The organism is Streptomyces sp. ISL-43, assembly GCF_018614195.1.
Classification (GTDB): Bacteria; Actinomycetota; Actinomycetes; order Streptomycetales; family Streptomycetaceae; genus Streptomyces.
The window spans coordinates 21,681-40,603 of record NZ_JAGGOT010000075.1 but is presented as its reverse complement, the minus strand read 5'-3'; the positions used below and the strand labels follow the sequence as shown (position 1 = coordinate 40,603).

At 72.5% G+C, this 18,923-nt stretch carries 18 protein-coding genes; 8 read left to right on the top strand and 10 right to left on the bottom strand.

The genetic code is table 11. The features are described 5' to 3' along the window. Positions 1-2: 2 nt before the first annotated feature. From J7F03_RS35445 to J7F03_RS35430, 4 genes are all read right to left on the bottom strand, one after another. The gene (locus J7F03_RS35445) at positions 3-854 is read right to left on the bottom strand and encodes a hypothetical protein (protein WP_214956870.1); all 852 of its coding nucleotides are present in this window, start codon (positions 852-854) and stop codon (positions 3-5) included. Beyond that, the gene (locus tag J7F03_RS35440; protein ID WP_214956869.1) at positions 851-1,750 is read right to left on the bottom strand and encodes a DUF692 family multinuclear iron-containing protein; all 900 of its coding nucleotides are present in this window, start codon (positions 1,748-1,750) and stop codon (positions 851-853) included. The genes J7F03_RS35445 and J7F03_RS35440 overlap by 4 nt, the downstream gene beginning before the upstream one ends. Further along, a complete protein-coding gene (locus J7F03_RS35435) occupies positions 1,737-2,948 on the bottom strand; it encodes an acyl-CoA dehydrogenase family protein (RefSeq protein ID WP_214956867.1) in 1,212 nt (403 codons plus the stop codon). The genes J7F03_RS35440 and J7F03_RS35435 overlap by 14 nt, the downstream gene beginning before the upstream one ends. A gap of 568 nt (positions 2,949-3,516) precedes the next feature. Next, entirely contained in the window at positions 3,517-3,825 is a 309-nt protein-coding gene (locus tag J7F03_RS35430; protein ID WP_214956865.1) for a hypothetical protein, read from the bottom strand. On the opposite strand from J7F03_RS35430, the gene J7F03_RS41605 reads away from it, so the two are divergent. Continuing rightward, positions 3,757-4,149: a HEAT repeat domain-containing protein gene (locus tag J7F03_RS41605; RefSeq protein ID WP_214956932.1), complete on the top strand. Its 393-nt coding sequence runs from the start codon at positions 3,757-3,759 to the stop codon at positions 4,147-4,149. The two genes, J7F03_RS35430 and J7F03_RS41605, sit on opposite strands and share 69 nt — an antisense overlap. Positions 4,150-4,185: 36 nt before the next feature. On the opposite strand, the gene J7F03_RS42455 is transcribed toward J7F03_RS41605, so the two are convergent. Next, positions 4,186-5,235 carry an NUDIX hydrolase gene (locus tag J7F03_RS42455; RefSeq protein WP_214956864.1) on the bottom strand — a complete coding sequence of 350 codons (1,050 nt, stop codon included), beginning with the start codon at positions 5,233-5,235 and terminating at the stop codon, positions 4,186-4,188. Between the two features lie 264 nt (positions 5,236-5,499). Between J7F03_RS42455 and J7F03_RS35415 the strand changes: the two genes are divergently transcribed. Both J7F03_RS35415 and J7F03_RS35410 read left to right on the top strand, forming a co-directional pair. Then, positions 5,500-5,652 carry a hypothetical protein gene (locus J7F03_RS35415; protein ID WP_214956863.1) on the top strand — a complete coding sequence of 51 codons (153 nt, stop codon included), beginning with the start codon at positions 5,500-5,502 and terminating at the stop codon, positions 5,650-5,652. Continuing rightward, entirely contained in the window at positions 5,649-6,182 is a 534-nt protein-coding gene (locus J7F03_RS35410) for a universal stress protein (RefSeq protein ID WP_251072980.1), read from the top strand. The genes J7F03_RS35415 and J7F03_RS35410 overlap by 4 nt, the downstream gene beginning before the upstream one ends. Here J7F03_RS35410 and J7F03_RS35405 read toward each other — a convergent pair. Continuing rightward, positions 6,148-6,801, bottom strand: a complete 654-nt coding sequence (locus tag J7F03_RS35405) for a LysE/ArgO family amino acid transporter (RefSeq protein WP_214956861.1) — start codon at positions 6,799-6,801, stop codon at positions 6,148-6,150. The genes J7F03_RS35410 and J7F03_RS35405 overlap by 35 nt on opposite strands. 70 nt (positions 6,802-6,871) lie before the next feature. Here J7F03_RS35405 and J7F03_RS35400 point away from each other — a divergent pair, with 70 nt between their 5' ends. After that, positions 6,872-7,768: a LysR family transcriptional regulator ArgP gene (locus J7F03_RS35400; protein ID WP_214956860.1), complete on the top strand. Its 897-nt coding sequence runs from the start codon at positions 6,872-6,874 to the stop codon at positions 7,766-7,768. Positions 7,769-7,935: 167 nt separating this feature from the next. Beyond that, positions 7,936-8,328, top strand: coding sequence for a molybdopterin-binding protein (locus J7F03_RS35395; RefSeq protein WP_214956857.1), 393 nt, complete (start codon positions 7,936-7,938; stop codon positions 8,326-8,328). A 91-nt stretch (positions 8,329-8,419) separates the two neighbouring features. Here the strand turns inward: J7F03_RS35395 and J7F03_RS35390 are convergent, their stop codons facing one another. Continuing rightward, positions 8,420-9,013 carry a hypothetical protein gene (locus tag J7F03_RS35390; RefSeq protein WP_214956855.1) on the bottom strand — a complete coding sequence of 198 codons (594 nt, stop codon included), beginning with the start codon at positions 9,011-9,013 and terminating at the stop codon, positions 8,420-8,422. 173 nt (positions 9,014-9,186) lie between these two features. On the opposite strand from J7F03_RS35390, the gene corA reads away from it, so the two are divergent. Then, positions 9,187-10,275: a magnesium/cobalt transporter CorA gene (gene corA / locus J7F03_RS35385; protein WP_214956853.1), complete on the top strand. Its 1,089-nt coding sequence runs from the start codon at positions 9,187-9,189 to the stop codon at positions 10,273-10,275. A gap of 70 nt (positions 10,276-10,345) precedes the next feature. On the opposite strand, the gene J7F03_RS35380 is transcribed toward corA, so the two are convergent. Genes J7F03_RS35380 through J7F03_RS35370 form a run of 3 tightly spaced genes read right to left on the bottom strand, consistent with a single transcriptional unit; the run spans position 10,346 to position 16,880 of the window. After that, on the bottom strand, positions 10,346-11,638 hold the full coding sequence (locus tag J7F03_RS35380; RefSeq protein ID WP_214956850.1) for an ABC transporter substrate-binding protein: 1,293 nt from the start codon (positions 11,636-11,638) through the stop codon (positions 10,346-10,348). Further along, positions 11,635-14,532 carry a branched-chain amino acid ABC transporter permease/ATP-binding protein gene (locus tag J7F03_RS35375; protein WP_214956848.1) on the bottom strand — a complete coding sequence of 966 codons (2,898 nt, stop codon included), beginning with the start codon at positions 14,530-14,532 and terminating at the stop codon, positions 11,635-11,637. Before J7F03_RS35375 ends, J7F03_RS35380 begins: the two co-directional genes overlap by 4 nt. After that, positions 14,529-16,880, bottom strand: coding sequence for an MFS transporter (locus tag J7F03_RS35370; protein WP_214956846.1), 2,352 nt, complete (start codon positions 16,878-16,880; stop codon positions 14,529-14,531). The genes J7F03_RS35375 and J7F03_RS35370 overlap by 4 nt, the downstream gene beginning before the upstream one ends. A 70-nt stretch (positions 16,881-16,950) precedes the next feature. Here J7F03_RS35370 and J7F03_RS35365 point away from each other — a divergent pair, with 70 nt between their 5' ends. Both J7F03_RS35365 and J7F03_RS35360 read left to right on the top strand, forming a co-directional pair. Then, positions 16,951-17,544 (top strand): TetR/AcrR family transcriptional regulator, encoded by a 594-nt coding sequence (locus J7F03_RS35365; RefSeq protein ID WP_214956844.1) that lies wholly within the window; start codon positions 16,951-16,953, stop codon positions 17,542-17,544. A gap of 69 nt (positions 17,545-17,613) precedes the next feature. Then, positions 17,614-18,297, top strand: a complete 684-nt coding sequence (locus J7F03_RS35360; protein WP_214956841.1) for a GNAT family N-acetyltransferase — start codon at positions 17,614-17,616, stop codon at positions 18,295-18,297. Positions 18,298-18,923: the final 626 nt, after the last annotated feature.

Sequence of the window (18,923 nt, the reverse complement as noted above, 5' to 3'; positions counted from 1 at the left end):
AGTCATGATTCTTCCGGTTCCCCCGCCGGGCTCGCGAGGCTGTACCCCACGAGCTCGGCGGGAAGCATCAGGTGCACGATCTGGCGGTCGTGCAGGCTCTCCACGAGTTCCTTGACGAACCCGTGGGAGAGCCGGGGCAGCAGCCCGCCGGCGTCCAGCACCGTGCGGGGGCCCCTGGTCAGCTCCGCGAGGAGCGGGTGCTCGCTCAGGTCGAAGGCCCGGGAGCGCTTGGGCTGGCGCCAGTCCCGCTGGAGCAGCAGCGTGGTCGGCCGAGGCCGCGGGTCGACGCCGTAGTCGTCGTCCTCCTTCGCCAGCCGCAGCATGTCGTAGCGGAACTCGACGACGGAGTAGGGCTTGCGCAGCACCAGCGTGCTGCTGCTGCTGCGCAGCGGACCCTCCGGCCCCCGCGGAAACTCCTTCGGCGTCTCCGCGAGCTCGCAGACGTAGCTGCAGAACCGCAGGATGTCCACCAGGTGCTCCGGGAGCGACCTGTCGACGATGTAGTCGAAGGCGAAGTCGCAAAAGCGCCGGACCTCTTCCATCCGGCCGAACTGGCCGACGGACACCGTCTGGTGGTACGCCTCGAAGAAGCGGCCCCGGGGCGTGTAGCGGAACAGGGCGTTGAGGAAGAGCGCGAACTCCGCCTCCCGTCGGACGATCCGCTGCTTGATGACGAGGGTGGCGACGCCTTCGAGGTAGTCGGGCTGGATGGCCGCGAACTGCGCCTTCTCCTCATCGGTCAGGCCGAGTTCGGCGGCCGCCCGGTCCAGACCTTCCGGCCGCGTGACGGCGCGGCGGTACTCGGTGTCGCGCACCGAGCGGGTCAACAGCTGCTGCAGTCCGGCCAGACTCATCGAGCCGCCTCCTCTGTTTGCAGACGGGATCCCATCAGGTCCCGGACCCAGTCGAGGCGCTCCTTGGTGCGCTCGGGTTCCGGACGGGAAGGGGTGCCGCTGGCCTCGACTTCGAGAATGACGACCGCGGGCTGGAAGTCCTTCTCCTTGAAAAGGTTCTCCAGGGTCGAGAAATGCCACTTCTCGTTCTCCCGGAACCGGGAGTATTCCGGTTCCTTGAGTTCCTTCTCGTTGGGGATCGGTATGTGTACCTGCCAGACGCGGTCCAGCGGAATGTGCGCCAGTTCGCTGTCCCAGTCGACGGCGTGGTAATCGTCCGAGATCACGAGATTGGAGAGGCTGAGCAGAATGCCGGCGTCCGCGCCCTCCGCGATGTCGGCGACCTGCTGGCACACCGTTCGCGGGCCGATCTGGTTGAACAGCATGGGCTGGTTCTCGATGATCAGCGGGTAGGGGGACTCCTCGTTCGCCGCCCGCAGGTTGTCGATGAACACCTGCGTCTGCTCATCGGTGCCCATCGGCTGCATGAACGTTCCCGCGTACGTGTCCCGCGTGCCGACCATGCCGACGTGCTCGCCGATCCACAGGCAGTTGGACACGTCTGCCATCTGCTGCAGCCGCCCGATCGTCTCCGCCAGCGCCGATTCCACCGATCCGAGCATGTACTCGTAGCTGTGCAGCGTCGACGGGAGGCCCGCCGTACCGGCGTTGATCTCGCCGAGGAAGCCGGGGTCGGAGGCGAAGTGCGCCGCCAGGTACTCGACCATGTCGACGCGCGCGCCGATCTCCAACAGCCGCTCGAAGTACTTCTGGTGGGCCGGAACGCAGTGGTGCAGGTAGCCCGCGCCGATCGGGGCCGGTTTCCGGTGCCGTCGGTGCTGGTCAGCGCTGGTCATGGTCCGCCTCCGGCAGAGTGTCGGTGGTGAGCAGGTGGTCGGTGATGCGGTCGCGGATCAGGGAGTTGGACGGGCCCATCAGCGCGGTGGCCCGCGCGTCCCTGAGCCGGCGCTCCAGCGGGAAGGAGCCCAGGAAGCCCCGCGAGCCGACGGTGTGCAGCAGCTCCCCGGTGATCTCCTCCGCGGCCGCGGAGGCCTGCAGCTTGAACTTGCTGGAGACCACGGGGGAGGCGCCTTCCCCGCAGCCCGCCACGGCGAGCGCCGCGTAGGCGTAGCTCGTCTCGACGCGCACCAGGGTGTCGGCGAGCGACGCGCGCACCTGTTCGGCGCCGGTACGGGGCTGCGTGTCCGGCATGCGTCCGGTGACCATGAGGCAGGCGTCCTCGAACGCCCCGGCCGCCGCGCCCAGGGCGAGCAGCCCCGGGTTGAGGCAGACCTCGTGGTTGTGGCCCATCAGCCTGCGGCCGCTGCCCGGTTCGCCGACGAGGTCGGTCCGCGCGAGCTCGACCCCGTGCAGTTCCACCGAGGCGGTGCCGGACGCCCGCAGGCCGAGCAGCGGGTAGGCGGCGGAGATCCTGACGCCGGGGTCCTTGGGGTCGACCCGGACGAAGGTGGCGCCTTGCCGGCCGCCGTCCAGCTCGGTCTCCGCGAGGACGTGCACCACGCCGGCCGCGGACAGTCCGGTGCAGAAGGTCTTCTCGCCGTCGAGGATCAACCGGGAGCCGTGGGACCGCAGTCGGGTCTGGAGGTTCTCCTTGTTCTTGGTCGTCGCCTTCTCGGTCCAGGCGCTCGCGCCGATCAGCGATCCGGTGGCGAAGCCGCGCAGATCGTCGTCACGCCAGGGGTCCGCGCCGAAGGCGAGGGTCCTGCGCACGACCTGATAGTGGAACATCAGGATGGCGGCGGTGGAGGCGCAGGCCTGCGCGACCCGTTCGACCACGAGACAGGCGGCGCCGTCACCGAGACCGAGGCCCCCGTACTCCACGGGGACCTGGACCCCCAGTGCCCCGAGGTCCCCGAGCGCGGTGAGCGACCGCAGGGGCGGCTCACCGGTGGTGTCGGCCTCGACGGCTTCGGCGACGACCACACCGTTCACGACGTCGTCCAGGCGGCGGAACCAGTTCTCTGCGGTGTCGGGCAGGCCGGTCAGGCATGCCGCGACGAATTGGTCCCGATAGGTTTGATGGGAAAAATTCATGCGACCCTCTCCAGGTGCAGAAAGTCGACGAAAGAAGATCGCCTGGAACGCCGTAAGGATGCGGCGTTTCGCAGTCTCTTTGTTGTCAGTCGAGCTCGAAGCAAATCGCCTGAGGTGCTCTCGAAGGTGACTTCGGGATTCTTGCGGACGGAATCATGCGGGTTATGGAAAATAGCTGCCGCATTCCTTCCCCCCTGCAAAAAAAGTGCCTCCGGACGTTTGCGATCTGGACACTACCCCACGGTAATTCGATGATCCACTGTGTTCCAGTACACCGATTGGCCCGGTAGTGCGGCTAGTTGGGAGGCAATGTCCCTTTGCCGTTTCGTGACCTCAGTCCGTGATTCGTGTGCGGAGGGCCCGGGTGAAGTGGTGACGCTTCGCGGAGCAAGTGCAGAACGAGCCAATGGGGAGATGGATCCGGTCGTTCTCGCGCCAAAGTCGGAGATGCGGTGTGGCGCAGACGACTCTGGTCCCGCGCTGCGGGCCAAGCGGAACGCGATGCACCGCTACCCGGTGGCCGAGGTGGCGGGCTTGGGGCTTACGGGCCGCGCGCGAAGCCCGCGGGTCAGCTCGACGCGAAGGCGGACAGCAGGGTTTCCGTCCTGACGCGCAGTTCGCTGTTCGCGACTCCGGCCACGGACACCATGACCTCTTCGCCGCCGACGGCTCGCGCCAGCCGGACTTCGACCGCTTGGCCGCTGCCGACCAGGGGGTAGGAGTACCAGCCATCGGCACGCTCGTCATCGGTCTCGTCGACCGCGAGCTCCACGGTGTCCCAGTCGGTGCCGTCGAAGTCGTATCCGACATAGCCGGAGAGAAGCTCCAGGAAGGGTCGGACGTTGGCCCCCCACACCCATCCGGCGATCTCGTCCACGGCTTCCCCCTCCCCGCTTTCCCAGGCCGGCGCCATCGCGGCCGCGCGGAGGAAGACCCGCGGCCGGAGGTCAGGTTCTCGGCACTGCGCTGGTGGGTGGTGCGGGCCGGTGACGAAGAGGGAGAGGCCTTGGCAGCCGCCCGGGCCGTGGCGGAGCCGGATCCCGAGGTACGGCGCAGAGTTGTCCACATGCTCGCTCTGGGATGGCCGTCCGGTGCGCGGACCGCCGCCGTACTGCGGGATCTGGCGCTGAGGGACGAGGACGAGGAGACCAGAGCCGTCGCGGAGGATCTGCTCGTGCTCGCCGTGAACCCGGATGGGTGAGGACGGTCCGTTCCCGCCCGCCCCGGCCGGCGACGGTCAGGTGGTCGGGACCGGGCGGCCCGCGTGGAGTTCCAGGGGGCCGGTGGCCGTGGTGCGGGCCGTCAGGCTCGCCTCGATCTGGCGGCGCAGGGCGGGTTTGACGAACCGGGGGAGCTCGGCCGGGCGCACCGCCCGCCACTGCAGGAGTTCCGTCCTGGGCAGGTGGATCCGGTCAAGGGTGGCGGCGTCGAGGGTGCCGCCGTCGTAGAGGAAGCGGACGCGGGCCGGATAGCCGGGCCGGTGGGACCAGTTGACGGCGAGCAGGCGGCCCGGGGCGAGGTCCAGGCCGAGTTCCTCGAGCACCTCGCGCCGTGCGGCGGTACGCGGGATCTCGCCGAGATCGCTGTCGATGCCGCCGCCCGGCAGGTGCCAGTGGTCCGGGTTCCCGTACGCGGGCTGCACCAGGAGCACGCCGCCCCCGGTGTCGGTGAACAGCACGCTCGCCGCCGTGAGGGCCTTGGGGCGGGCGGCCCGGTGGCCGGCGGGGTCGAAGGCGCCGGAGTGTTCCAGTTCCGCCCGGCGCGCCGGGTCGAGGCCGGCGGGGGAGCCGGGCTGGGGGACACCGCCGATCAAGTGCGCGAGGGAACCGGTGTACAGGGCGGCCAGGGCGGCGCGCAGCCGGGGCGCGATCCGGGCGGGCAGGGCCTCGTGGGCCTCGTCCGGGGTGAGCCAGCGGGCCTCGGTGACCTCGCCGTCCGGGAAGGAGATCGCGGCGGCCTCGCCCGGCGTCAGCGGGCCGACGAGGTGGACGTGGACGACGAGGGAGCGGCCCAGCGGCCCCGGCGGCCGGGAGTCCACGGCGAGCAGCCGCCCCACCGGCACGCTCAGGTCCAGCTCCTCCTTGAGTTCGCGGGCCAGCCCGTCCTCCGGGGTCTCGGTGTCCTCCACGTTCCCGCCCGGCAGCTCCAGGTCCGTCTTGTACGAGGTGGTCAGTACGAGGACCCGCCCGCGCGAGTCCAGCACGATCCCGGTGGCGGCCACGAGGGGGGCGGGCTGGGCGGCGTAATAGGCGCGGACCGAGTCGGTGTAGGGGGATTGATCCGGCACGGAAAGGCTCCTGGGGGTGCGGGTCTACGGGACGTGCGGGACGTGCGGGATGTGCGGGATGTGCGGGATGTGCGGGGTCTGGGTATCGCACGGTGATCCGTACCCGCTCGGGGAGTGTCCATGGGGTGGACCTGGAGGAGGGGTGGCAGGCCAGATATGCCGGATTGGCTCTCCGTGGCAGGCCAATCGGGTTCGAGACTGGAGACCGGCACCGGAAATTGGTCTGGTGTCTGGTGTCTGGTGTCTGGCGGAAGGAGGACCACCGTGTCCAGTGACTCCACCCCCCTCGGTGACCGTGCCGAGCGCGCCCTCCAGCAGCGCCACGAGCAGCGGGCCCGCGCCGCGCTGCCGGCCCTTCCCGTACGGCGCGAATGGGTCCACGGCCTGGTCAGGTTCGTGCGGGAGCCCGGGCGATGAGCCGCGTCGTGGTCGGCGTGAGCGGCTCGCTCGGCAGCCTCGCCGCCTTGCGCGCGGGCGCCCGCGAGGCCCGGCTCGGTGGCCGGGAATTGGTGGCCGTGGTGGTCTGGTCGCCGCCCGAGGGGGAAGGTTTGTTCGCCCGGTTCCCCGACAAGGCATGGGCCGCGTTGTGGGAGGCCGAGGCCGCGGAGACCCTCGACCGGGCTTTCGGGGAGGCCTTCGGCGGGGATCCGGCGGGCGTGCCGGCCGTACGGCGGCTCGTGCTCCGGGGTGACCCCGGCCGGACCCTGCGCGCGGTCGCGGGCCGCTCCGACGACCTGCTCGTCATCGGGGGCCGGCCGCGCCGCGGTTACGGAGGCCGGGTGGGGCGCGGGCTGCGCGGGCGCGCGGTCTGCCCGGTGCTGACGGTGCCGGCACCCGTACTTCCCGGGGCCTGGCTGCGGCGGCTGCGGCGGGCCACCCCGGCGGACTTCGCGGCCGGTGGCGGCGCGGCCGTCAGGCCCGGGCGAGGAGCAGGCCGCCCATCGTGACCATGGTCGCGGCGACGAGCCCGTCCAGCACCCGCCAGGCCGAGGGCCGGGCGAGCAGGCCGCTGAGCAGCCGGGCGCCGTAGCCGAGTGAGCCGAACCAGGTCAGGCTCGCCAGGCAGGCCCCGGTGCCGAACGCCCAGCGCAGGTCGCCCCGGTCGGCGGCGAGCGAGCCGAGCAGCAGCACGGTGTCGAGGTACACGTGCGGGTTGAGCCAGGTCATGGCCAGGCAGGTCAGCACGGCGCGGCGGCCGGCGGCGGAGCCGGAGCCGGGGCCCGAGCCCGCGCCCGTACCGCCGGCCCCGGCGGTGAGTGCGGCGCCGGGGGTGGGGCGCAGCACCCGGCGGGCGGCGAGGACTCCGTAGCAGATCAGGAAGGCGCCGCCGACGAGTCCGACCACGGTGAGAGCGGGCGGCCAGGCCGTGACGAACGCGCCGACGCCCGCCACGCCGAGGGCGATGAGGGCCGCGTCCGAGAGGGCGCAGATGGCGACCACGGCGAGGACCGAGTGGCGGCGTACGCCCTGGCGCAGGACGAAGGCGTTCTGGGCGCCGATGGCGACGATGAGGGAAAGTCCGGTGCCGAAGCCCGCGAGGGCCGCCGGGATGATGCCGTGTGTCATGCCTTCGACGGTAGGCAGCGGCGGGGTGAGTAGTACAGCTAAAGATTCTTACGTAGCATTAGTGACTGTGATGGACGAGTTGCCTGTGGACCAGGTACGGACGCTGCTCGCGGTGATCGACGAGGGCACCTTCGACGCGGCGGCGGCCGCCCTGCACGTGACCCCGTCCGCCGTCAGCCAGCGCGTCAAGGCACTGGAGCAGCGGACCGGACGGGTGCTGCTGATGCGCACCAAACCGGTACGGGCGACCGAGTCGGGGGAGGTCGTCGTCCGCTTCGCGCGCCAGCTCGTCCGGCTGGAGCGCGACGCCCGGGCCGAGCTCGGCATGGCGCAGGGCCTGGGGCCGGTGCGGTTGCCGATCGCGGTCAACGCGGACTCGCTGGCCACGTGGTTCCTGCCCGCGCTGACGGGGGTGCCGCAGGATCCGCCGGTCTGTTTCGAACTGCACCGCGAGGACGAGGGGCACGCGACCGCGTTGCTGCGGGACGGGCGCGTGATGGCGGCGGTGACCTCGCAGCCGGAACCCGTGGCGGGGTGCACGGTACGGCGGCTCGGACTCGCGCGGTACCTGCCGGTGGCGAGCCCGGAGTTCGCCGCCCGGCATCTGCGGGGCACGGTGGACCGGGACTTGCGGCAGGCGCCGGTCGTCGTCTTCGACCGGCGGGACCTGATCCAGGACGGCTTCGTCCGGATCGTGACCGGGGACGCCGGCGCCGGGGCTTCGCAGGTACGTCACTACGTGCCCACGTCGGAGGGGTTCTGTGACGCGGCGGTCGCCGGGCTGGGCTGGGCGATGGTGCCGCAGGCGCAGGCCGAGCCACTGCTGGAGGCCGGGAAACTGGTGCTGATCGCGCCCGGGCGGAGCTTGGACGTACCGCTGTACTGGCAGCAGTGGAAGCTGGACTCGCCGGCACTGTCGATGGTGGCGGAGGCGGTCGCGGGGGCGGCGGCGACCGCGCTGCGCTAGCCGCCGGGCCGCCGAGTCGCCGAGTCGCCGGGCTGCCGAGCAGCCGGGCCGCCGAGCCGGCGCGCGCGGCGGGTGCGGCCCTCGAACGCGGCAAGCGAGGCGCCGCCGCCGCGCTGTCCGCCCTGCCGGCCCGCGGAATCGCCGGGACCAGGACATAGGCTGCGGTCATGGAGTCCTACACGATCGGCCAGGCGGCGCGGCTGCTCGGCGTCAGCGTCGACACGGCCCGGCGGTGGGCCGACGCGGACCGGTTCCCGACACGCCGGGAGGGCACGCGGCGGATGGTGGACGGGCCGGACCTGGCCGCCTTCTGCGTGGAAGTCGCGCAGGAGGGCGCCGAGGGCGAGGAGGCTCCCTACACCTCGGCACGCAACGCCTTCCCCGGCATCGTGACCGGCGTGAAACTGGGCACGGTCGACGCGCAGGTGGAGATCCAGGCCGGTCCGCACCGCATCGTGTCGCTGCTGACCCGCGAAGCCGTGGAGGAACTGGGCCTGGAGGTGGGCGCGCGGGCGACGGCACGGGTGAAGTCGACGAGCGTCTTCATCGACCGCGCGTGAGCGCCGGCGCGGGCCTCGGCGACTGACCCGCCTGCCCCCTCGGCCGCCTGCGATCGCCCGGCCCGCCCCGCCGGCCCGGCCCGATCGGGCATCAGCGCACGGAGGCCCTGAGGTGGTCGGCCGCCTCGCGCGCCGCGTCGACGGCCCCGGCGCGGGCGGCCTCGCGGTCGCTGTCGGCACGGGTGTAGGTGATGTTGACGACCATGTTGCTCAGCCGGAAGCAGACCTGGGCGACGGCGGGGCGTTCGGGATCGGCCGTGCGGAAGCGGATGAACGCCTCGTCGCCGATGCCGGTGACGTCCGCCGGTGGGGCCTTCTCCCAGCCCAGGGTGTTGTCGCGGTCCTCGTGGAGCTCCTCGACGGCGAGGTCCTCGGTGACGACGAAGGCCTGCAGGAAGACCCCGGTCCGTTTCGGGCCCTCCTCGCGCGGGGCGGACCAGCTGCACGAGCCCTTGCCGTCGCGGCCGCCGTGGGAGGTAGGTACCAGCCGGTGGATGGTCTGCGGGGTCACCAGCTCACAGGAGTGGGGCTCGGCGCTGAAGTCGCCCGTGTGGTTGCGCTGCCAGTGCTTCCACCCCACGAAGGACAAGCTGGTGATGACGAGCAGGCCGATCACGACGAGTGCGATCAGAGAGGCCCACTCGCGGAAGGGGCGGCGCGCGGGTCTGCCGGGGGGTGTGGTCACCGCGGCAGCATAGGGGCCGGGTCCGGGGACCGCATAAACGTTTCCGTACGAACGTCTCCGCAGGAGGCTGTGCAGGGATGGGAGGCCGTGCCCGTGCGCCGACCCGCCCGACGGAGGGCCGCGGCCGGTCCGGTGGCACACTGGCCGCTGATCAGCCGAAGGGGAGTACGTCGATGTCCATGTTCAGCAACCTGCGCCGGGCCGTGCGCCGCGGCTACCGGCGGGCCGTCGACCTCAGCCACCCGGCGCGCTCTCCGCTCGGCAGCGCCGTCGTCAACTGCGTCGTCTACCAGGGCGGCGTGCGTCAGGACGGCTGCGCCGACGCCGGAGAGGCGCTGCGCCGGGTCCGCAAGACGGGCGACGCCTTCGTCTGGATCGGCCTGCACGAGCCCTCGCAGACCGAGCTCGCCGGCCTCGCCGAGCTGTTCGGCCTGCACCCGCTGGCCGTCGAGGACGCGGTCCACGCGCACCAGCGGCCCAAGATCGAGCGCTATGACGAGACCCTCTTCGCCGTGCTCAAGACCGTGCGCTACGTGGAGCACGAGGAGCTGACCGCGACGAGCGAGGTCGTGGAGACCGGCGAGCTCATGGCCTTCGCCGGCGACGACTTCGTCATCACCATCCGGCACGGCGGCCGCGGCACCCTCGGACCGGTCCGCGAGGCCCTGGAGGCGGACCCCGACCACCTGGCCAAGGGGCCGGTCACCGTCCTGCACGCGATCGCCGACCATGTGGTCGACGAGTACGTGGCCGTCACGGACGCCGTGCAGAACGACATAGACGCCGTCGAGACCATGGTGTTCAGCGAGCACGGCGGGCGCGGCGACGCCGGCCGGATCTACCAGCTCAAGCGCGAACTGCTGGAGCTGCGGCGGGCGGTGGCCCCGCTGAGCCGGCCGCTCCAGCAGCTGAGCACGCAGCCGATACCGGTCATCCCGCCGGAGATGCGCACGTACTTCCGTGACGTCGCCGACCACCTCACCCGCGCCACCGACCAGATCGGGGCGTACGACGCCCTCCTCGACTCCATCCTCCAGGCCCATCTCGCGCAGGTGACCGTCGCCCAGAACGAGGACATGCGCAAGATCACCGCATGGGCGGCCATCGTCGCCGTTCCGACGATGGTCTGCGGTGTCTACGGCATGAACTTCGACAACATGCCCGAACTGCACTGGACTTACGGATACCCCTTCGTCGTCGGCGTGATGGCCGTCGCCTGCTTCGTGATCCACCGGGGCTTCAGGCGCAACGGCTGGCTCTGAGCACCGAGACGCGCAAGGAGCTCAAAGAGGTGGCTCAAGGGACTCAAAGGACTCAAGGAGCTCAAGGAGCTCAAGGAGCCACCGTGAAGCGGCGCGTCGTCGGATCGTAGTGCGCGATCGACAACTGCCGCTTCCCGTACGGGGACGCGGCCGAATACTCGGCCGTGCCCGCGACGCCCGGGACGTGGAACGCGCCCAGGGAGTCGCCCGCCGCCTTCAGCGTCCGGTAGTCCAGCTTCGTACCGGCCTTGGCCGCCACCGCCCGGAACAGCGCGATGTTCTGGCAGGCCGTCAGGACCGAGGTGTACAGGTCCGGCGAGCCCTGCGGCTTCGCCTCCGGGGCCAGGACCGTGCCCCGCCGGGACGGGTCGGCCCGGTAGAGGTCCTCCAGGCAGGCCAGGTACTCGGGGTCCTGGAAGTCGGAGCGGATGCCCGCCGCGGTCGCGCCGGCCAGCACCGACCAGTCGTGGGGCGCCTGGTCGGCCGCGTACAACGCGCCCGAGCCGAGGTCCGGGAAGAGGAAGCGGGGCCGCCACGGGGTCTTCTCGATCTGCGTGCCGATCGAGGTGGAGATCGGGCCGATGGCGAAGACGGTGTCCGCGCCCGCCGCCCGGAACCGCTCCACGATCACCGCCGACTGCTGGGCGACGGCGACGGTGTCGTTCGGCGCCGCGTCCAGGGTGGCCGTCTCCACCGGCGCCGAACCGGCCTGGGTCAGAGCCGACTTGGCCTTCTCCACGTCCTTCGGCGCCAGTACGCTGCCCACGACCGCGATCTTCCGGCCCTTGAGCAGTTCGCCCTGCTCGGCGAACTTCGCGACCGCCGCCGTGATCCCGTCCCCGCCGGCCGTGCTGAACCACGGGGCCTTCGCCCGCGCCCCGCCCGCCTCCGTGAAAGCCCCGCCGAAGACGGCCGTGCGCTGCGTCTCGACATAGCACAGCGGATCGTCGGAGTTGAAGAAGCCGAGCGCCGCGAACACCTTCTCGTCCTGGGCGAGTCGGGCGCACGCCTCCTGCGCGGGCGCCGGGCCGACCGGGTTGATCTTGGCGTAGACGGGGACGATCAGACGGCCGTTGATGCCGCCCTGAGCGTTGATCCGCGCGATGACCGCGTCGTACGCCGCGACGTAGTCGCCGTGGTCGATCTGGACGAACTGCCGGACGGCTTCGAGGTCGGGATAGGTGATCCCGACCTTGATGCCGTCCGCCGTGACCCCCGGTGCGACGGCGGGCATCGAGGTGTCGCCCGCCGGGCCCTGTGGGGCGGGCGCGACGCACCCGGCCACCGCCGCCAGGGTCAGGGCCAGGGACAGCGCGAGCGCCGGGCCCGCGGCCCGGCCGGTACGCAAGGGCGGTGTTCTCATCGGACCCTCCGGGAGCGTGGTGAAGGAACGGGATTAGCGGCTACAGCCGTTGACATGGAGCGAGCGGGGAGTTCGGGACCGCCTCCGAGGTAGCTCGCGATCACGGCCGGGTCCGCGCGCACGGCCTCCGGCGGGCCGGAGGCGATCACCCGGCCTTCGCCGAGGCAGTACACGCGGTCGCTGATGCCCATGACGAGCGGCATGTCGTGCTCGATGAGCAGGAGCGCGGCCCCGGACTCCCGGCAGACCCGCTGGATCAAAGGCCCGAAGGCCTCCGTCTCGCGCTGTGCCAGCCCGGCCGTCGGCTCGTCCAGGCACAGCAGCCGGGGCCGCAGCGCGAGCATGCCGGCCAGTCCCGCGACGCGCCGGGTGCCGGTGGACAGGTCGGCCACCAGCGCGTCGGCCAGCTCGCCGAGGCCGAGGAATCCGATCAGCTCGTCGGCCTCGGTGCGCAGCGCCCGCTCGGAGGGCGCGAGACCCTTGCCGGGCCGGCCCCTGACCGCGACGCACACGGCTTCGCGCACCGTCAACTCAGGGAAGAGCGAGGCATTTTGGAACGCGCGGCCGAGTCCCGCGCGAGCCCGGCGGGCGGGGGAGAGGCCGGACAGGTCCCGGCCGGCGAGGGTGACCGTGCCCTCGGCGTGGGTGAATCCGCCGATCGCGTCCATCAGTGTCGACTTGCCGGCGCCGTTGGAGCCGATGAGCCCGACGCTCTCGCCGGCCCGGACCTCCAGGCCTACCCCGTCGACGGCGGTGATCCCGCCGAAGCGGACCCGGATACCCGCCACCGCCAAGAGGGGTGGTCCGGCCGGAGCGGGGGCCGGCGCGGTGAGCCGAGCCCGCGCGGGTTCCCGTACGTCGCCCAGCGCCCCGGCGGTCCGCAGCGGCGGCCCCGGCTCCGCCGGATGCCGGCGCTCGGCCCAGCTCAGGAGGGCGTCCCGTACCCCGTGCCCCAGCTGGGCCAGGCCTCCCGGGAAGTACATCAGCAGCACCAGCAGCCCCAAGGAGCTGGTCAGCATCGGAGCCACCGCGCTGTCCGGGAACAGCGCGGGCACCCCGGTCAGCCAGGCGGCTCCCAGCACCGGGCCGGTCGGGGAGCCCAGGCCGCCGATCACCGCCACCGAGACCAGCAGCAGGGAGTCGCCGCTCAGGAAGAACCGGTCCGACCAGGGGATCGACTGCACGGCCCCGGCGAGCAGCGCCCCGCCCACGCCGGCAGTGAAACCCGCGAGCGCGAAGGCCCGCAGGGTGGTCCGCACGGGCGCCACCGCCCAGGCGGCTGCCGCGTCCGGGTTGTCGCGCACCGCGATCACGGCCCGCCCGGTGGCGGTGCGGCGCAGCCGGGCGAGGAGCCCGAGCACGAGCACCAGCACGGTCAGGACCACGTAGTAGTAGGTGCGGGGCGCGGTGATGTCGAGGCCGAGGAAGGTGGTCCGGGGCAGCGGCACCGACTGGCCGAACTCCCCGCTCAGGAAGGGCCGGCGGTACAGGTACTGCTCGGCCGCGACCGCGAAGGCGAAGGTCGCCGCGGCGGCTCCGAGGCCGCGCGAGCGGGCCGTGCCCGAGCCGACCGCCAGTGCCAGCAGGACGGAGATGACCGCTGTCGCCGTGGCCGCGAGGAGGATGGCGACCGGGAGCACCGTGCCGCGCAGCGCGAGCACCCCGAGCGGTCCGAGGTCGAGGCTGACGCCCCGGTGCAGGGTGGCGGCGGTCAGTGCCCCGATCCCGGCCAAGGCCATCTGACCGAGCGAGAGTTGACCGGCCCAGCCGGTGGTCACGGTCAGCGAGGCGGCGCAGACGGCCATGGCCAGTGCCGTCGTCCACAGCAGGATCCGCGAAGGCTGGGTGACGGCCAGCGGGAGGGTGATCCCGGCCGCGCAGAGCAGCAGCGGCCCGGCCTTCCCGAGGTGGCGCACCCACCAGAGCCGGCGCAGTGCGGGCGGTACCGGCCGCACGCGCGGGGTGTAGGAGTGCGTCCACACGGCGCCGGCCTCGCGGTCGGCGGTCCGCGAGGCCCGGCCGCCCCCGCGCAGTGAGGCGGCGAGGACGATCGCGAGCAACAGCAGGTCGGTCAGGCCTGGTTGGCCCAGGGTGTGGAAGCGGACCAGCGCCTCGCCGACCCCGATGGCCACCCCGGCGCCGAGCGCGACGGGGATCGACACCAGGCGGGCGAGGGCGGCGGCGGCCAGGGCGCGGAGCAGTGTCTGCGGGCCGATCCGCGCGAGCTCGACCGCGGAGCCCTGCTGCCCGGCGACCAGGATCATGGCGAGGGCGGCGAGGAACCCGGCCGCGGCCCAGACCAGCGTGGAGGCGAGCTTCGGGCTGATGCCGTGCAGCCGGGCCAGCTCGGGCCGGTCGGCGGCGGCGCGCACGGCCAGCCCGAAGGAGGTCCGGGTGAGCAGGGCACCGAGGCCGAGCGCGACGGGCGGCACGGCGGCGATGGCGGCCAACTGGGCCGCTCCGAGCGTGAGTCCGGGCAGCGGGGACCAGGTGCCGGTGAAGGGGAGCGGATAGCGCGGGGCGGCTCCCGCGTGGCCCCCGTCGAGCGAGGGGTAGGAGGCGGCGATCACCAGCGCGAGCTGGGCCACACCGATGGTGGCCACCAGCACGATGACCCGGGGCGCCGTGAACAGGCGCCGGATGACGGACAGTTCGACGGCGGCGCCGAAGGCCGTGCCGGCAAGCAGGGCCAGGGGGAGCGCGACAGCGTAGGGGACGTGGTAGCGGACGGTCAGCAGCGCGAGGAGGGCGGAGCCGACCAGGCCCATCGCGGCGGCGGCGAAGTTGACCACCCGAGTGGAGCGGTGGACGAGCACGACGGAGACGGCGAGCAGTCCGGTGACCAGTCCGCCGACGAGCCCGTCGAACAGCAACTGCGGCGTGGCGAAGTTCAACGGACACCCCCCTCGCGCCGCCGACCCGCGCCCGCCGGCGGGGTGGAGTCGGGGTCGGCGGACGGGGTGGAGCCGGAGTCCACCGGTGGGGTGACGCCTGGGGCCGCCCCGGGGACCGCGCCCGCGTCCGTCGCGGGGCCGGCGGCGGGGGACTCCGGGCCCGCGGCGAAGGACTCCGGGGCGTCGATGGGGGACTCCACGGCGTCGCCGAAGGGTCCGGCAGCGCTGCCGAGGAAGACCGAGCGGAGCAGGTCCTCCCGGCCGCGCAGCGACCCGGCCGGGCCGGAGAAGCGGACCCGGCCCTTCTCCAGGAACACGGCCCGGTCGGCGACCTGGAGCGCGCGGTCCACCGACTGCTCGACGATCACCATCGTGACCCCGGCGGCCTTGAGCCCCCGTACCACCTCCAGGACCTCCTGCGCGGCGGCGGGCGACAGTCCGAGCGTCAGCTCGTCCAGCAACAGCACCTCGATGTCGTGCACCAGGGCCATGGCCAGGGCCAATTGCTGCTGCAGACCGCCCGAGAGCGAGCCCGCCAGGGCATCCGGCCGGCCCGCGATCGCGGGGACATGGCCGAGGGCCCGTTCGATCCGCCGCGCCCGGTCCGCCGGGTCGGACCGGTACAGATGGGCGGCCGCCCGCAGGTTCTGGCGCACCGTCAGTCCGCCGAACACCCCCTTGCCGCCGGGCATGAGCACCACGCCGAGCCGGGAGCGCTGCTCCGGCGACGCGTAGGTGATCGTGGTCCCCGCCAGCCGGACCACCCCGCCCGACGGCGTCCCGAGCCCCGAAACCACCCTCAACAGTGAGGATTTGCCGCTCCCGTTCGTCCCCAGGAGCGCCAGCACCTCGCCGCGCCGCACCTCCAGCTCCACGTCGAACAGCACCCGCACCGGCCCGTAGCCGAACTCCACACCGCTCACCTGGAGCAGCGGTACCGACCCCGGCGCCGCCGTCTGCCGGTCCCGCTCCGCCCGCTCCTCGCGGAGCTCCGCGCCGACCCGCTCCAAGTCCTCCCGGATGTAGGCCGATCCGCGCATCAGGAGCAGTCCGCCGGCCAGCGTCGCGGGCATCGCCACCGCCAGCACCGCGACCCGCGGCCCGAAGGCGCTCTGCAGCAGCGCGGCGAGCAGAGCGCCGCCGGTCGCGCCGACGAAGAACACGTAGATCCCGCCGAGCGCCGCACCCAGCCCGCGCAGCCGGTACGGGGCCACCGACTGCAGGACGGGCGTGACCATGGTGAACGAGACGGTGACCAGCACCGCGCCCGGGATTCCGGCCACCGTGAACCAGAGCAGGCTCGGCATCGCGTACTGCACCGGCAGCAGCAGCGCGGCCGGCACCAGCAGGGCGCCGACCAGGCGCAGCGCGCGGGCGGGATCGTCCTGGTAGAGGCGGTCGTAGCGGCGGCCGACGAGCGGCAGCGCGGCGAGCGAGGCGACGGCGCCGAGAGTGGCGTACGAGCCGCGTTCCAGCGCGTCGGCGCCGTAGTGGTCGGCGGCGAAGAGGTTCATCAGCAGCGGCCCGGTGAACATTCCGAAGCCCATCGCCGCGAAGGCGAGCACCGAAGTCCGCAGGGTCCGGATGGACAGCAGCCGGGCGAAGGCGGCCTCGGTGGACACGGGCCCGGGGCGGTGGTCGGTGACGACCTCACCCAGCACCGCGGTCATCTCGTGCTGCCCGCGCGGCGGTTCGGGTAACCGGAAGGCGGCGCAGGCGGCGATCGCGGCCGGCACGGACAGCGCGAGGAAGGCCCAGCGCCAGCCGGCGTCCCCACCCGCCCAGGCGGCGATCGAACCCGCCGCGAGCGGACTGAGCACGGCGGCGGCCCGGGTGCCCATGCCCTGGGCGGCGGCGAGCCGGCCGCGCACGGAGATGGGGTAGGTGTCGGCGATGAGGGTGGAGCCGGCCGGGATGGTGCTGGAGCGGGCCACGCCGGCGCCGAAGCGGGCGAGGAAGAAGAGGAAGACGTTGCCGGCGGCCCCGGACGCCGCCACCATCCCGGCGAATCCGAGCCCGGCCCACCCCAGCAGCCTGCCCCGCCGCATCCGGTCGGCGAGCCAGCCGAGGGGAACCATGCCGAGCACGATGAACGCCCCGGCGGCGGAGCCGACGAACACCATCACCCCGTCGTCGACCCCGAAGGTGTCGCGGATGTCGGGGGCCAGGACGGCGAGGGTGGCGGACTCCAACTCGTCGAAGGCGACCAGCGCGAGGAGCACGTAGAAGACGGACCGGCCGCCGCCGGTGCGCAGTCCGCCGCTCAGCGACTGAACCCCCGGGTGCGCGGATCCCGCCTCGCGCGCCCGCTCCGCTCGCCGTGCCCGCCGTGCTGTCCGTGACGTCATCCGCCCCCCTCGGGTCCACCGGCCGCGCGAGCGTAGACGCAAAAGCCTTACATCACTAGGGTTTCGCGGGATGGACGGTGCGAACAGGAAGACCCGCGGTCCCTACGCCAAAGGCATCGCCCGGCGCGCGGAGATCCTGCGTGCCGCACTGGCGGTCTTCGCCGAACAGGGCGACCGAACGTCGTTGAAGGACATAGCCGACCGGGTCGGCCTCTCCGAGGCGGGGGTGCTGCACTATTTCGGCTCCCGCGAGGGACTGTTGCTCGCCGTCCTCGCGCAGCGCGACGAGAACTCCGTCGCGGCCGCGGTCGAACGCCATCGCGGCCACGCGCTCGGCGCGCTCGCCGAGATCGCGCGGGACAACGTGCGCGAGCCCGGACTCGTACGCCTCTACGCGAGCCTCTCGATGTCCGCGACCGACCCCGGGCACCCGCTGCAGACGCACTTCGCCGAGCGGTACGCCGCCACCCGCGAGCTCATCGCGCACAACCTCCGCACGCTCCAGGCCCAGGGGCGGGTGCGGCCGGAACTCGACGCGGTGGCGGTGGCGGCCCTCGCGATCGCCGCGCTGGACGGGCTGCAGGTCCAGTGGCTCTACGACGGGGACGTGGACATGGCGGCGGCGATGGAAATCCTGGTGGGGCTGATCGTCGACGCCGGGTAAGGTCCGCCTGTCGGTGCAGCGTTGTGGAAATTGCACGGAACACGGAACACGGGAACGGGCAGGTCAGGCATGGAGCAGGCGGCGACGGAGATGACGGCGGCGGGTACGGCGATGACCGCGGCGACCGCCGAGCTGGTCGGGAAGCGGGTACGGCTGGAGCCGCTGGAGCCCCGCCACCACGACGGGCTCTGCGAAGCGGTCCGCGACGGCAGCCTGTGGGAGCTCGCGGTGACGATGGTCCCGCACCCGGACGACGTGCGGGGCTTCATCGAAGACGCGGTCGCGGCGCGGGAGGAGGGCACGCAGATCCCGTACGCGACGGTGGACGCGGCGACGGGACGGGTCCTCGGCTCGACCCGGCTGATGGTGATCAACACCGCGAACCGGCGGCTGGAGATCGGCTGGACCTTCCTCGCGGAGTCCTCGCAGCGCAGCGGCGCCAACACGGAGGCGAAGCTGCTGATGCTGACGCACGCCTTCGAGGCGATGGGGATGAACCGGGTCGAGCTGCTGACGGACGTGCGCAACGCCAAGTCGCGGGCCGCGATCCTACGGCTGGGCGCGACCCACGAGGGCGTGCTGCGCCACCACATGGTCATGCGGGACGGCTGGATCCGGGACACGGCGGTGTACAGCATCACGCGCCCGGAATGGCCGGAGGCGAAGCGTGGCCTGGAGACCAGGCTGTCCCGCTCGGCGGATGGCTCGGCGGATCGCTTGACGAATGGCTCCGCGGATCGCTCCGCGGGCTGAACGAGGCCTTTCGTAGACGCAGTTCGACCGGCCGCAGGGCGGGGCGGGGTCGGGGGTTGGCCTGTGCTGCGGGCGGGTCGGGGGCTTTGACGGTTGGGCGGGGGTGTCGGGCTGGCCGGGCACCGAGTCGGGTGGGGCGTTGATGGGTGCCGGGGGGATCCCGGTAGTCCAGTGTCCTTCCGTGCCGGGCCGGTCCCTCAAGGGCGCTCCTTCGTCGCGTCGCTTCGCGATGGCCTTCGGCCCCCCTTGACCGACCGTCCCGTCCCGGAACAACACAAGACTTCCGGGATCCCCCCGGGGGATGGCCCGGGGGATGGACGTGGAGGGGCGGCCTTGTTGGTGTGGCCCGTCTGGGGCTTTGAGGCGCCTCAGATCGCTACACAGTTCCTCTCGGCTTAGCGTCCGGCCCCCGTCTGTGGCCCTTGCCGGATACAAGCCGCCCAGGGGCAGTATTTTGCCTCTGTCGCGACGCGACTGCGGCCTGCCTGTGGCCGTTGCCGGATATGGGCCGCCTATGACCTCTATTTGCCCCTGTGGCTACGCGACTGCGGGCCGGATCCCTCCACGACCATCAGATAGTCCCTTTTGTTCCGGGTTGGCGACCATCTGAGGGTCAAAGGATCAGT